Below are 14,173 nucleotides of genomic sequence, written 5' to 3'. Positions count from 1 at the left end.
ATCAGTGTAGGGGGAAGTGGTGGTCAACATATAACCTTTATATATAACATTTCGGGATTTTTAAGCGCTAAAGGACATAACCTCAAGACAAAAGAGATAGGAAGAAAAAGCGGAATGAAGAAGGAAGGTATGGCCCGATAGCCTGATGCAGGGAAGCTGAAATGTTGAAAACTGAAAGCGAATGCCTGCACAAGTGCAGGCATCAGGAAACGCGTTGGATCTTATAGCGATAAAAGTTGATCCAGAGAAGGCGCGAAGAAGTAGCTGCCGCTGACGGCACGCGTAAAGCGCAGCATCTCATCACGTTTACCGTCACGATCGCCGAACATGCTCAGCAATTGCTGCTCGATGTTATGCAGACGTGCGCAGTAGGCAACAAAATAGAGCCCGTTTTTCCCACTCGCGGTGCCATAAGGCAGGCTTTGACGCAGGATTTTCAGCCCTTTGCCGCCTTCCTTTAAATCCACACGGCTGAGATGCGACGTCACAGGGCGTTCATCAGAAGACAGCTCTTCGTTGTCCCGCTTGGTGCGCCCGATCATCTGTTCTTGCTGTTCCACGCTAAAACGCTGTAGCTGCTTCAGATTGTGTTCCCAGCGTTGGGTAAAGACGTAGCTGCCGCCCGCATCTGGCTGGCCTTCTGGGATAATCGCCACGGCATGGCGGGCATCGCCCTGCGGGTTTTCCGTACCGTCAACGAAACCACTGAGATCGCGATCTTCCACCCAGCGGAAACCGTGCGTCTCTTCTTCGATACGAATCGCGCCACCAAACGCGGCCAGCGCCGCCTGTGCCAGCGTGAAGTTCACATCATGGCGCAGTGATTGAATGTGGATCAACAAATCGCGCTGCGTAGCAGGTGCAAGCCCGTTACCCAGCGGCGTAAAGGGTTTCAGTTCCGCCGCGCCGCAAGTGCAGTCCAGATCGCGCCAGACATCGTTGCCAAATGCCAGCACCGCGCCTAATCCCGCATCGGGATACTGCTGCTGTAGCTCTTGTAACGTCTGACAGAATTTTTTGCATCCCTGCCGGATAACATCAAACTCTCCCTGAATCATCGCTTCCATAAAGATGGCAAAACGGCGGTGTTCCAACAAAATACCGCTTTGAATTGGTGTCATTTCTGCTTCCTCAAGCGTCAGTTTTTTCTTTTGTTGTTATGGTTTACTACGATTATGGCTTACGACTATAGCGATGGCGCATGCGACCACCGAAAAACTATCAGGCGGCGCCGCTATCATACCGGAAGCCGCCTGACGTTTACCTTGCGTAAACGCAAGTTAGTTTCGCGCCTGCGCGTGCCACACAATCTTACTCACTTTCCAGTTTTTCAGGATATCGTCAGGCGGCATCAAGCCTTCCGGGCCGCTCCATTCGCCGGAATAGACGTAGCTGATATGCGTACTCTGCGGGGCGGCACATTCTACGCTTTGCGCATCATCACCTTGCCCTAACTGACAGGATTCAAATGCTTTGCTGTAGGTATTGCTAAAAGCGTCACCGATTTTCACACCGCCTGCGCTGCCTACCGCCGGATCCATGACCTCAACTTTGCGCACGCTGCCCTTCGGCTGACCGCTGATGATCATCTTCACCTCTTTCCCATCCAGCGCCTGATAAAACGCGACCAGTTGACCGTTGGAGGTCCCCATTCCACTACGCAGTTGATAACCACCATCCAGTGCGCTCTGTAGCGCCCCTTCGGACAGTGGCGTACCGGCATTGATGCCACCAACACCCGCATCAGTCACCTCCAGCGAACTGCCAAACCAGTTAAACGGCGACAGGCTGGACCAGGAGAAATGGGAAAGCGTGCTGCATCCACTCAGAAACAGCGGTAACCCCAGCACCAGCGATAAACCCAGCGGGCGAAAATTCATAGCATGTACTCCTCAAGATTGAACGGCTTCCGTCATCAGCCACCCTAATAAGATGGGGATTGGAGTCTGCAAGCGACGAAAAGTGCCGTAAAAGACGGGATAATCTTGTGAGGGATTATAGAGGGCATACGAAAAGAAACCTACCAGAACGACAGACAAAGGCCGCAGAGTGCGGGGGTAACGGATAGATCGTAAAGTCGCTGTAAACACATCCATGTGCGCTCGGCTTGCGCAGATATGAATCTCATCCCTGAGATTCACCCTTGCAGGGGGGTCGCAAGCGACGTTCAAAAGCGTTCCTGACGCTTTTGTCCATGGCGCAAACGCTTTACTCTTCTATTCCGTTACTCCCGTTTTCATTCGTCGAATAGGTTTATCAACAGTCTGAGGCCTCCCAATACTCGGCAGGCCTGCGAGCAACATCAACTGCGCTGTGAGGCAAAATCCGTTAAGTCATAACGGTGTGGGAACAGATCGTCCAGCTCCGTCTGGTGCGTAATCGCCACCACGGTACACGCAGGCAACGCCATCTTGACCAGCGCCAGAAGCTGCCTGGCGGCGTCATGATCCAGATTGCTGGTCGCTTCATCCAGATAGAGCGTATCGGGTTTGGCGATCAGCGCACGGGCAAAAGCGACGCGCTGCCGCTCCCCACCGGAGAACACCCGATCCCAGTTCAGTTGCTCATCCAGACGATCGCGCCACGCGCCGAGCCCGACGCTGTCCAGCGTCTGACGCAGCATCTCGCTGTCAGCCAGCGGCGGGTGCGGGTAGCAGAGGATCTCTGCCAGCGTCCCCTGTCCCAGATAGCTTTGCTGCGGTAACAGTAGGCTACGTCCTTCAAGCGACTGCCAGCGGCCATCGTAATACGGCCACAGGCCGCTTAGCGTACGCAGCAAGGTTGATTTCCCCAGCCCGCTGCGGCCAGAAAACTTACTCCAGCTACCTGCTTCGCAGCTCAGGTCTACGTTTTGCAATAGCGGAGCCCCCTGCGGCGTGGTGAAAGAAAGCCGATCAATACGTAAATCCTGTCCTACCGGCGCATCAACCTGTTCAGACTGGTGACGTTTGATTTCGTCCTTGAACTGGCTGAGACGCGCCATACTGGCAGAAAGAATCACAAACTCTTTGTACTTATGGATAAACCAGCTCAGTGCACCATGTACCTGCGCAAACGCTCCGCGGATCTGCATCAACCCACCCAGCGTTACCGTTTTACTCAGGAAGGCAGGCAGAGCGGCAAAGACCGGCACAATCTGGCTTACACGCATATAGCCCGTGGTGAAGAAGCCCAGATTACGCTCGGCATTCATAAAACGCCCCCAGTTCGACACAATGGCAGAGAAATGTCGCTGAAGATGGCTTTTCTCTTGCGCTTCGCCGCCGTACAGCGCGATTTGCTCGGCGTTATCATGCTTACGCAGCAGCGCTGCACGGAAATCGGCCTCTGCCTTTTGCTTCTCATAATTAATATTATGCAGACGTTTCCCGACCACATGCGTAATCAGGCTGCCGAGCAGCGTATACAGAATAGCTATCCAGACCAGATAACCTTCGATTACCCACTCTTTGCCAAACAGCGTAAAGCGCTGAACGCCCGATAATCCCCACAGAATGACGACGAAAGAGAACAAACGCGCGGTCACGATCAAAAATTCGATGACTAGACTAACGGCTTTGTCGACAAACAGGTTGATATCTTCGGCAATACGCTGGTCTGGGTTATCAATCTTGCCCGCAACTGACATGCGATAAAATGCCCGCTTCGCCAGCCAGCTATCTACCAGCTCGGCGGTTAACGCGGTACGCCAGCGGATAATCAGCAGTTTGGTAAACCACTCCTGATACACGATCGACCCAATATAGAGCAGGATGTAAATACCGTATTCTTTCATCAGAGAAAGCAACAAACTGCTGTCGAATGCACCTAGCGCATCGTAAAACGTCTTACTCCACTCGTTTAATAACACATTGAGATAAACGATCATCCCGCCCATCGCGATGGCGATGAACAAGAGCAACCAAGCCTGCCAGCTTCGTTTGCCGCCCCAGAAAGGGCGGCAGAGATCGACAAATTGAGCCATTACCTTCTTCACTCTTTCACCTCTTGCGGCAAGGTGATGTAAAGCACGCGGTTATCCGGGTTGTATAGCTTCGCCGACATTGCTCGGACGCCTTCCAGCGTAATGCTATCAGCCAATTTGGAGACGCTGCTCAGGTAGCGCGGATCGTCATAGTGGCGATAGCTCAGAAGCAGGCGGCGCTCTAGGGTCATGAGATCGCTCTGACGCCCTTTTTCCGCACGAATAAACTGTGCTTTCTGATCGTCCACATCTTCCTGAGTAATTTTCGTCGGCAATTCAGCAAACACGTGCTCGGCCAGTTTCCACAGTTCCTGCGCACGTTCAGGCGCACTGGTGAAACTCACCTCTGTCTCGATACGCTGTTTCTTATCTTCCAGCTCGCTATCGACACGCATACGATAAATACCCAGCGCGTCATCACGCAGGCGGGTTTTGAGATATTTATTCGCGATATTGCGGGCAATACTCACTTGAACCGCGGCCTGCGGCGTCCACGTATATGGCGTGAAGCTCCAGGTCAGGATGTCGGCACGCGGCTCAATATTGATAGCCGATGTCGCCTCACGTTTACCCGGCAGCGCCAGATGTGATTTCACGTCACTGGCTGGCTGGCGTGGGATCGTTGCTAAATAGCGTTCAACCTGCGGCAAAATCTGTGCAGCAGGCATATCGGCGATCAGATAGTAGGTGACCGGCGCAAAAGCGGCTTTATGCCACTGTGACAGTAACGCTGGTGCCGTGACTTGCTTCAGCTCGGCAATTTCAGGCTGCTGCCAGCTTGGCCCACCAAAACGCAGCGTAGTGATTTCGCTGGCACGTTTCCCTGAAACAGACTGATCGTCATTGGCCTTCTGACGCGCCAGACTCATCATGCTCTCTTTCATCACCTCAGGATCGATACCCGGCGCCACATTCAGCTCGCGGTATAACCCCAGCAGACTGGCTAGTTGCTCAGTGGGGGCGCTCCCGTTTACCGTCAGTTGATCCGCTTCCTGATCGATGCTCAGCGAAAGGGATTTATCTTTTTTCCAGTTCGTCAGCGCTTCACCACTCCATGTCGCAGGGCCGCTCTGATTGACCAGTTGACTCGCCAACTGTGCCTGCCACGGATTCAGCGACGTCGCCATGAATCCAGCCTGACTCGTCGCGGTGAGATACACTTTCTTACCCGCTTCCGGCGCGCGCAGCCACACGACGCGATCGCCATTACTCAACTGCCACTGCTCGACCTTCTGTGCGGCAAAAGTCTTCACCGCCGTACGCTTTCCGCTTTGCGTCACGGCAGGAAGCTCAGGGATGACTTTTTCTTTTTCCACCTGTAACGGTGCCAGCGTCGCTGCCGCCCACTGCGCCTGTAACTTACGCATCGCCTCCGGCTTCGGCAACGTGAAAGGCGTCGCGCCCGGCACGCTAAACTGCACCAACGTATCAGGTGACGCTAACCAACGTTGCCAATGACGATTAACGTCTTCCGCAGTGATGGTGTCCAGCGCGTCCAGCGCCTCTTTACCGCGCAGCTGGCTGCCGACATACGGGCGATCCTGCTGCCAGACGATGGTCAATTGCTGAACCCAGTCCGCAAATTCACGCGACTCAGGGGTATCACTCATACGCTGCGCGACTTCACGAATGTCGGATTTGATCTCCGTGATGTCCTGCTCGTTTAACGGATAGCGTTTGAACCGCTCAATTTCTTTCAGTACGGCAGAAATCGCGGCGTCATGGCCACCCGGCATCACATTGGCGAAAAAGCCCAGCGCGGCCGTCGTTTTACCGATATCTGATTTACGCACCACCAGACTACTGGCGTCTTGCGGCAACTCCGCCTGCTGGCGACGAACCTGGCGCGTAACCGCAGACATCGTGATTTGGGTGAGCAAACGATGACGAAAATCGGATTGGCCGAAGGTGTCTTTGTCATTGAAACGGTAGACAAACGACACCTGACTGCTACCACTTTGGCTATCCTGCAAACGCGCCACGTTGAGCTGCGGTTTCAGTAACGGCTCATAGTAATCACGAGCTGGCACAGCAACATTCGGCAACGGTGCAAAATAGCGTTGAATGTCGCGCTCCGCCTCCGCAGGCGTCATATCACCGATAATCATCAACCGCATATTCGACGGGTGATACCAGCGCTGATAGAAATCCTGTAGTACGCTAGCCGGCGTGTCGTTAATCGACTGTTCAGTGCCAATCGTCGGGCGGGAAGGATAGCGAGAATCATGGCGAATCGCCTGTACGCGCTGCTGGTTCATGCGTTCCGCTACGCCCAGTTTGCCGCGCCACTCTTCCAAGATAATTTTGCGCTCATCATCGAGATCGCTTTGCAGCAGCTTGGCATGACCTGTCATCTGGCTCAGCGCCTGCAAGGTCGTCCCCAGATCGCGATTCCCTTTCGGCGGGCTCATCATGTACATGGTGCGTTCGTAGTTGGTCACCGCGTTATAGCTCTGTCCGCGTCCCCATCCCTGTTTGTGCAGTTCCGTACTCACACCTTGAGGAAACGCCTCGCTGGCGCGAAACACCATGTGCTCCACCATGTGCGCCACACCGGACTCGTTGTCCTTCTCGTCAATCGAACCGACATCCACAATCAGGCGAACATCTACCCGCGCTTTCTGCCCTTCCAGCGGCACAAGGGTATAACGCAATCCATTCGCCAGCGTTCCTTCTTTAAAAACCGGCAACGGACTTTTCACTTCTTCGGCCTGGCTCACCACGCTTCCTGCTAACAGGCCGACAGCTGTTAGCGATAACCAGCAACATTTCTTCCAGTTCATAACAACCTTTTCGTTTTTATTTTTTGCCTGTAAGGCAATTTCTGAATGCATCAATGCAAAATGCCCCGCCATTCGTCGCAGGCTGACGAATGGCGGGGCATAGGATTTACCAGGTGTAAGCGACACCAAGCCAGAACTGACGGCCAGTCTGATAAGTAATGGTACCGGTAGATTGGGATCCACGTGCTATTGCGACCTTTTGGTCAAGCACATTCAACACATCAAGAGAAATATCAATGGCTTGATCTTTAAACATAGGCTGCGTGTAATTAAACCGCCAATCGTAGCTAAAAACGTCTTTAAATTTAACTTTTTCATATAGGCTTGCATCACCATCATAGGTTCCGCAAGCAGCATTATCCGCTGGACAACTTATCGAGCTGGTAATATATCCGGTGTATCCCGATGTATAGCCAATAGCTTGACTCCAGTTTACACGCACATCAGGGAAATAGGTATTTACACTAACTTTAGCTCTCCATGGATTGTTGAAATCCAACGCATCCATGTCGGCTTTATCCATCAATTTTCCATTAAAAATAACCTTACTCTCATCGGTATTAGACTCATCATAATATGTTTGAGAGCTAGATTTATTATTCCCATATTTCGCATTCAAAGACCAACTCACTTCAGCAAAAGAAAAACGGTATGGGCTGATAGGCTCTACTGTTAGAGAAAAATCATTACCTTCCGTTTTTGCAGTATTGCTTAAACGATAAAAACGATCACCATTGTCATCACGATAAGATTCTCGACCGAATTGATCTTTCCCTTGTCGATTCACCCATTTAAATGTCCATATTGTGTTCATCACACGTTGTGACAATCCCAATGATAACTCGTCACTATAAGGGGTTTTTAAGTCAGAAACATTATAGTCAATAGAGGCTGTCCGAAGTCCCGAACTTGTCCAAGCACTATTTGCATTGGTACGTGAAACAATTTCATATGAACTGATACCTGAGCGTAACTTGTACGCCAGAAGATTCTGACCATAATAACGGTTCGCACCACCAAAAAAACGCGTAGAACGATCGCCAAATAGATCATACGAAGCAGAGAAGCGTGGCGCAATCGTCACATTCTCTAGGAAATCATCATATTGCAGACGAACCCCAGGAGTTAACTCCAAATTACCATAACTCAAACTATCCTGAAGATATGCTGAATAATTAATATAACTTCCTTCAACCTTACGAGCAGGATATAAATTATAACTTTTATAGTATTGTTCTCCATCAATACAAAATGCATCGCCGGTAGTACACACCACACTCGCATCAAGTGTTGGTGTCCCTCTGCTTGAAGATACATTACGGAATCTGCGGTATTGTGCATGGTAGGAATCAACCTGCCAGCCGAAATCAACCTGATGGTTAATGCCATATAAGGAACGCGGATTTAACTCATAGTCCTGCTTAAGCGTTATCGTCTTCTTTTCTGTAGCAAAAGAACCATATCCACCGATATATGCATTCTGCCCACTTGCCCCTCCAGTACTACTCCAGTCAATCGCGTTGGAGACAAAATTCTGGCTATTCAAGAAACGACGCCACGACATATAATAATCAGAACTATGGTCAATTTTATTTTGCTCATATTGATAACCAGCCAGACTAGTCATTTTACCCCAACTGGCATTATGTTCCCATTCTATATTATTTCTATACCCACCACCCGTATTCTTAAACGCACCATTCTTTACATCCTTACTATAATAAGTAGACTCATGTGGAGAATACATTCCTGTCAGCCGAATCATATCTCCATTATCTGCTAAGTAAGTTCCCTTTAAGAGATACGTTTCAGCAACACGTTTTTGATCGTGCCATTCATTAAGATAAACATGATAATTAGGTATCGTTGACTGCTGGCGATTATAAGAAAAAATAAACCCAGCTTTATCACTTAGCGGTTGGTTAAAGGAAAATGAATAAAACTGCTTCTTAAACTTAGGTTGATAATAAAGCTGAGTAGCTGATTCAAAGTTAGCAACATTACTTTCATCAACATGAAAACTAGTCCATTTATCACTCGTTGTGCGGTAAGATACTTTACCTGAAACTCGAGTTAAATCAGGATCTTTCAACTTGGCATCAACAACACCACCGGTAAAATCGCCATATTTAGCAGAAATGTTGCTATCAAATACTTCCAGTTTCTCTATAAGCTCAGAATTTATCCAAAAAGACTGTGTCCCGCCACTAGGTAAATCAGTCGCATTATAACCATCTGGATTCGTCCCTAATGTGCCACCATTGGCACCAGGGTTAATGGTGTTATTGTTGGATAATCCATCAATCATGAAGTTATTGTTATAGAACTTTTCCCCATGAAATGAAACATTCTCAGGTGCAATTTCCCCCGCCGTTAGACTGCTATCGGTTTCATTCGCAAAATTGACATTGGGGTTATCTTTCAACAGTTCAGTCACGCTACCATTTCTGGTCGGTTTCTTTTTAATTTGTTCAGCATTAATGATCTGCGTCCCCATCGACTGGCTGGTCGGGGTTGAGCGGACTAAAATCGTATCTTCGCCATTTCCTGAAGCGGAATCGCCTTGCTGTTCCTCTTCGGTTTCTGCATTATTTTTCTGCTGATTTTCATCGGCAGAGGTATCATTTTGCTGTGCAAGCGCAGGCGCTGATAATAATGACAAAATCATCATTAAATAGACGTTTTTATTCATTTATTCAAAATCCCCAGTGAACCTTATCATTTGGAAAATAAAATTATTTTTGTAATTACTGCATGTAACATGTATTGCTAGTCATCAACCTGAATATGACCATTCAGTTTAAAAACGATGGAAACCACCTGATTCTCAACTGGTGCCTCCGTCCGATAACGCCAACGCGCCATATCTTTCACTACATCATCGCCAAATACGCCGTCTGGCGTTTCGGACAGAATCTGTACGTTAGTGACCGTACCGCTACCGGTAATATCGAATTTGACGCGCACTTTTCCTTCCACACCCAGCGCTTTTGCCCGAGCGGGATAATTCACGCGACGATGCAGCGCTTTGAAATTTTGACTATTGCTTTTCCCTGCGCCACGAACCGCCTGACCGCTATCGCTTTCTCCCGCTTTGGCCGTTGTTGCGCTCCCCGACATACCAACTGAAGATGGCATTGGAGAAGGGGCATCACCGGTTTGCGCTGTCGCTACGGGGGACTCACTTTTCTTCTCGGTCTGTTGTGTCTGCTGCGATCTAGCCTGCTGCTGTTCTTTCGGCTTCTCTTCCGGTTTCTTTTCAGGCTGTTTTTTCTCACGCACGGGCGGCTTTTTTTCCGCTGTCGGCGTGACAGGTTTACGCTCAATGACGGGTTGTTTAATTACGGGATTGGGGTGTTCTGGTAATGGCGTTAGGATTGGCATCACCACGGGCGTCGGTTGCGCAGCGGGAGGATCGGCTACGGGTGGCGACGTGTCGGCAGCCTGTGACATCGCAGCCGCCATCATCGTCACCTGCATGCTGCCGCCCGCGCTTCCTGCCATATCGTCAATGTTTTCTTTTGGGGAATAGTGCAATAGAAAGAAAACCGCCAGTAACGCATGCGCCACACAGGACAACACAAAGAAGGCCAGAGAACGCCAGTTAGGCACATCGGAGGTCAATGCTGCTGGTGAAGAATAATGAGCAAGGGCACGGGGAGCGAGTAATGCGCTGCAGCCAGTGCGATTCGCACCGAGTAAAGCCCCTTGAAGATTTTCACGACTCACTATCCAACTCCATCCCTTTAACTCCCTGGTGTCAGTAGTGCAATCACAATCTTCCAGGCGATAAAATGTAAGCAAAATCAGAACATGAAAAAACATGTCAAGATCAAACGGAGAACATTAATAAATAATAATACAAATGAGAATCGTTTTACAAATGAAAACTGTTACCCATAAAGCCTAACAAATTGCCTGCAAGACCATTACAAATCGAAATAATACGTTGAGTTAAAAAAGAAAAAGTGCGCTAACGGAGGCGCACATTTTTACAGAGAGAGGGACCAGAAGGGAAAAGCGGTACAGAAAGAGCGATTTAGCATCCGTGAAATAACGATCAATACTCCCTGTCTTCAATCAGGCGTTTTCCCAGCGTGACGCTATCAACCATCTCGTAGTCGAGTTTTTCATACATGCCGATGACAGCATCGTTGTCCTCACGCACCATCAGGTGGATCTTCGGACAGCCGCGGGCGATGAGTTTTTTCTCCAGTCGGCTAATCAATGCATTCGCAATGCCGCGACCACGAAAATCAGGGTGTACGCCAAGGTAGTACGCCGCTCCACGGTGGCCGTCGTAACCGCCCATTACCGACCCCACGATTTCGCCGTTCACCTCTGCGACCAGAAACAGATCGGGGTCGTGATTGAGCTTACGCTCAATGTCCATTTCAGGATCGTTCCACGGGCGCAGCAAATCACAGCGTTCCCAAAGGGTGATCACGGCTTCAAAGTCATCCTGCCTGAATATGCGGATTTCCATCACAGTCGCCATTTTGCAATAAGGTAAATCGTGATTATCGCGTGATTTTTATCAGACGCAATCTCAAATTACGCGCCGCCATCAGGAATCACACAACGGGTGACCGGGGATCGATTTGATTGATGGTATACTGCCCGCCTGCTCACTGTGCCACCCTCGCTATGGAAACGAGATGCCTACTATGTCTGACGTCAACGCAGTAAAACATTTTTTGCTTAGCTTACAGAAGGATATCTGTCAGCAGCTTGCAGCGATCGATGGTGAAGCTGACTTCGCCAAGGATGAATGGCAGCGTGCCGAAGGCGGCGGCGGATGCAGCCGCGTGCTGTCCGGCGGGCGTATCTTTGAACGGGCCGGCGTAAACTTTTCCCATATCACCGGTAAATCATTACCGCCTTCCGCCAGTACCCATCGCCCCGATCTGGCTGGCCGGAGTTTTCAGGCAATGGGGGTGTCGCTGGTGATTCATCCGCTAAGCCCGTACATTCCCACCAGCCACGCCAATGTGCGCCTGTTCATCGCAGAGAAACCGGGAGAAGAACCGGTGTGGTGGTTTGGCGGCGGGTTCGATCTCACGCCCTATTATGGTTTTAAAGAGGACGCGGTGCACTGGCACCAGACCGCTCACGACCTGTGCCAGCCCTTCGGCGACGAGGTATATCCGCGCTATAAAAAGTGGTGCGACGATTACTTCTTCCTGAAGCACCGTAACGAAGCACGCGGTATCGGCGGGCTCTTTTTCGACGATCTCAACGCGCCAGATTTTGCGACTAGTTTTGCCTTCATCCGCGCTGTCGGTAACGGCTTCCTCGATGGCTATCTGCCCATCGTTGAACGGCGTAAAGCACTGCCGTGGGGAGAACGCGAGCGCGAATTCCAGCTCTATCGCCGCGGCCGCTATGTGGAATTCAACCTGATTTGGGATCGCGGTACGCTGTTTGGCCTGCAAAGCGGTGGACGCACCGAGTCAATTTTGATGTCCATGCCACCGCTAGCACGCTGGGAATACCAACATCAAACTGAACCGGGTAGCCCGGAAGCCCTGCTGTATCAAGATTTTTTACCGGCCAGAGACTGGCTGGCAGAAAGTCATACGCACAACAAGGAAGCATAAGTCATGCAGATTTGGGTCGATGCCGACGCCTGCCCGAACGTCATCAAAGAAGTGCTATTTCGCGCAGCGGATCGCACGCAAACACAGGTCACGCTGGTTGCCAACCAGACCATAAAAGTACCGCCGTCGCGTTTTATCCGCACACTGCGCGTCTCATCAGGTTTTGATGTCGCCGATAATGAAATTGTACGCCGCACTGAAGCGGGCGATTTGGTGATCACCGCCGATATTCCGCTGGCAGCAGAAGTGATAGAAAAAGGCGGCGCCGCGTTGAACCCGCGCGGCGAACGCTATACGCCGGATACCATTCGGGAACGGCTGAACATGCGGGATTTTATGGACACCATGCGCGCCAGCGGAATACAAACCGGTGGCCCCAGCGCATTAAGCCAGCGGGATCGTCAGCAGTTCGCTAATGAACTGGATAAGTGGTTACAGCAGGCGAAAAAACCGTAACGGTCTGAAGCACTCGCCATCCCGCCGCTTCTGCTTTAGCAGACAAGGCAGAATGGCGATACTTAGCGATAAACTGGCAGTAAATCGAGACTGGAAAGAATGTGTATCAGCGCAGTGCCGATACCAAATAGCAGCACCAGCGCGATCATCGCATTACCGCCCCGCACGCGGAAAAGCGGGCTACCGAAGCGGACGCGTGACGCGCGAGCCAACAGTGCTGGCGTAATCACCGCCCACACCGTCGCCGCCAGCCCGGCAAAACCAATCGCATAAATAAAGCCGTTCGGATACAGCAACCCACCAATGATAGGCGGCAGAAACGTCACCAATGCCGTTTTCGCTCTTCCCATTCGGCTATCGTCAAATTTCAGCAAATCCGCCAGATAGTCAAACAACCCCAGCGTTACGCCGAGAAACGAACAGGCAACGGCAAAGTTGGAAAAGACGGTGAGCAACACATCCAGATAAGGGCTGTTCAACACCCCACCCAACGCCTGCACCAGTACATCAATATTACCGCCCCGCTCGGCAATCCCAATAAAGTCAGGACGGGCAATATTTCCCATCGTGCCAATCAGCCAGATGGCATACATCACCAACGCCAGCACGCTGCCAATAAACAAACAGCGTTTGATAATCTGCGGTTCACGACCGTAATGCTTCACCAGACTGGGAACGTTGCCATGAAAGCCGAAAGACGCGAGACAGAATGGCAGCGTCATCAACACATACGGCAGGTAGCTGGGTGACGCTTCCACCACATTGAATAAAACAACGGGCTTAACGTTCCACAGCAGACTGCCGAACGTCATGAAAAAAGTCAGGACTTTGGCGGCTAGAAAAAATGCGGTCATGCGGCTTACTGCCGCAGTACTCCACCACACGGTCAACGCCACAAACAGCGCAAACAGGAAGCCGCCGGTTCGTGCGGAGAAGTCGATCGACATCTCCGCCAGCGTGTGATGGATGATTGAACCACTCGCTGAAATGTAGGCGTAAGTCAGAATATAGAGGACAAAAGCAATCGATATGCCGTTCACAATATTCCAGCGTTTGCCCAGCAGATCTTTAGTCAGCGTATCGAAGCTGGAACCGGTCGGGTAATTCAGGTTGGCTTCCAGTATCATCAACCCCGAGTGGTACATGCAAAACCAGGTAAACACCAACACGGCAAATGACCAGAAAAACCAGGCCCCCGACATCACCACCGGCAGGGAAAACATCCCGGCACCGATAATCGTTCCTGCAATAATCATCGACCCGCCAAACAGCGAAGGAAGGCGCTTTTCTGTACCGCTTTTTGCTACTGTATTTTCGTTCACTGCGCGTGTTGCCATAACCGATAGTCGCTCGTTGGATTTTTTATCGAG

At 50.7% G+C, this 14,173-nt stretch carries 10 protein-coding genes; 2 read left to right on the top strand and 8 right to left on the bottom strand.

Features of this window, described 5'->3' with window-relative positions; genetic code table 11:
• Positions 1–221 precede the first annotated feature (221 nt).
• The 7 genes from LCF41_RS04355 to LCF41_RS04325 all read right to left on the bottom strand — a co-directional run bounded on the left by LCF41_RS04355 (position 222) and on the right by LCF41_RS04325 (position 11,233).
• On the bottom strand, positions 222–1,121 hold the full coding sequence (locus LCF41_RS04355; RefSeq protein ID WP_225087043.1) for a Dyp-type peroxidase: 900 nt from the start codon (positions 1,119–1,121) through the stop codon (positions 222–224).
• 159 nt (positions 1,122–1,280) lie between these two features.
• Positions 1,281–1,880 (bottom strand): RpoE-regulated lipoprotein, encoded by a 600-nt coding sequence (locus LCF41_RS04350; RefSeq protein ID WP_225087042.1) that lies wholly within the window; start codon positions 1,878–1,880, stop codon positions 1,281–1,283.
• Positions 1,881–2,302: 422 nt separating this feature from the next.
• The gene (locus LCF41_RS04345) at positions 2,303–3,976 is read right to left on the bottom strand and encodes an ABC transporter ATP-binding protein/permease (protein ID WP_225087041.1); all 1,674 of its coding nucleotides are present in this window, start codon (positions 3,974–3,976) and stop codon (positions 2,303–2,305) included.
• The gene (locus LCF41_RS04340) at positions 3,973–6,747 is read right to left on the bottom strand and encodes a M16 family metallopeptidase (RefSeq protein WP_225087040.1); all 2,775 of its coding nucleotides are present in this window, start codon (positions 6,745–6,747) and stop codon (positions 3,973–3,975) included. The genes LCF41_RS04345 and LCF41_RS04340 overlap by 4 nt, the downstream gene beginning before the upstream one ends.
• Before the next feature lie 106 nt (positions 6,748–6,853).
• Positions 6,854–9,439, bottom strand: a complete 2,586-nt coding sequence (locus LCF41_RS04335; RefSeq protein WP_225087039.1) for a TonB-dependent receptor plug domain-containing protein — start codon at positions 9,437–9,439, stop codon at positions 6,854–6,856.
• A 77-nt stretch (positions 9,440–9,516) separates the two neighbouring features.
• Positions 9,517–10,476, bottom strand: a complete 960-nt coding sequence (locus LCF41_RS04330) for a TonB family protein (protein WP_225087038.1) — start codon at positions 10,474–10,476, stop codon at positions 9,517–9,519.
• Between the two features lie 331 nt (positions 10,477–10,807).
• Entirely contained in the window at positions 10,808–11,233 is a 426-nt protein-coding gene (locus LCF41_RS04325; RefSeq protein WP_225087037.1) for a GNAT family acetyltransferase, read from the bottom strand.
• A gap of 181 nt (positions 11,234–11,414) precedes the next feature.
• Between LCF41_RS04325 and hemF the strand changes: the two genes are divergently transcribed.
• Both hemF and LCF41_RS04315 read left to right on the top strand, forming a co-directional pair.
• Entirely contained in the window at positions 11,415–12,347 is a 933-nt protein-coding gene (gene hemF, locus LCF41_RS04320) for an oxygen-dependent coproporphyrinogen oxidase (protein ID WP_225087036.1), read from the top strand.
• Between the two features lie 3 nt (positions 12,348–12,350).
• On the top strand, positions 12,351–12,803 hold the full coding sequence (locus LCF41_RS04315) for a YaiI/YqxD family protein (protein WP_180743372.1): 453 nt from the start codon (positions 12,351–12,353) through the stop codon (positions 12,801–12,803).
• Between the two features lie 62 nt (positions 12,804–12,865).
• Here the strand turns inward: LCF41_RS04315 and mtr are convergent, their stop codons facing one another.
• Positions 12,866–14,140, bottom strand: coding sequence for a tryptophan permease (mtr, locus tag LCF41_RS04310; RefSeq protein ID WP_225087035.1), 1,275 nt, complete (start codon positions 14,138–14,140; stop codon positions 12,866–12,868).
• Between the last annotated feature and the right edge of the window lie 33 nt (positions 14,141–14,173).

The sequence above is a fragment of the Pectobacterium colocasium genome, from assembly GCF_020181655.1.
Taxonomy (GTDB): domain Bacteria; phylum Pseudomonadota; class Gammaproteobacteria; order Enterobacterales; family Enterobacteriaceae; genus Pectobacterium; species Pectobacterium colocasium.
This window is presented reverse-complemented; position numbering and strand designations above follow the sequence as displayed.

Coding starts and splice junctions, on each gene's coding strand:
- LCF41_RS04350 (WP_225087042.1), bottom strand. CDS start 1,880: ATGAATTTTCGCCCGCTGGGTTTATCGCTGGTGCTGGGGTTACCGCTG.
- hemF (WP_225087036.1), top strand. CDS start 11,415: ATGTCTGACGTCAACGCAGTAAAACATTTTTTGCTTAGCTTACAGAAG.
- LCF41_RS04335 (WP_225087039.1), bottom strand. CDS start 9,439: ATGAATAAAAACGTCTATTTAATGATGATTTTGTCATTATTATCAGCG.
- LCF41_RS04340 (WP_225087040.1), bottom strand. CDS start 6,747: ATGAACTGGAAGAAATGTTGCTGGTTATCGCTAACAGCTGTCGGCCTG.
- LCF41_RS04355 (WP_225087043.1), bottom strand. CDS start 1,121: ATGACACCAATTCAAAGCGGTATTTTGTTGGAACACCGCCGTTTTGCC.
- LCF41_RS04325 (WP_225087037.1), bottom strand. CDS start 11,233: ATGGAAATCCGCATATTCAGGCAGGATGACTTTGAAGCCGTGATCACC.
- LCF41_RS04315 (WP_180743372.1), top strand. CDS start 12,351: ATGCAGATTTGGGTCGATGCCGACGCCTGCCCGAACGTCATCAAAGAA.
- mtr (WP_225087035.1), bottom strand. CDS start 14,140: ATGGCAACACGCGCAGTGAACGAAAATACAGTAGCAAAAAGCGGTACA.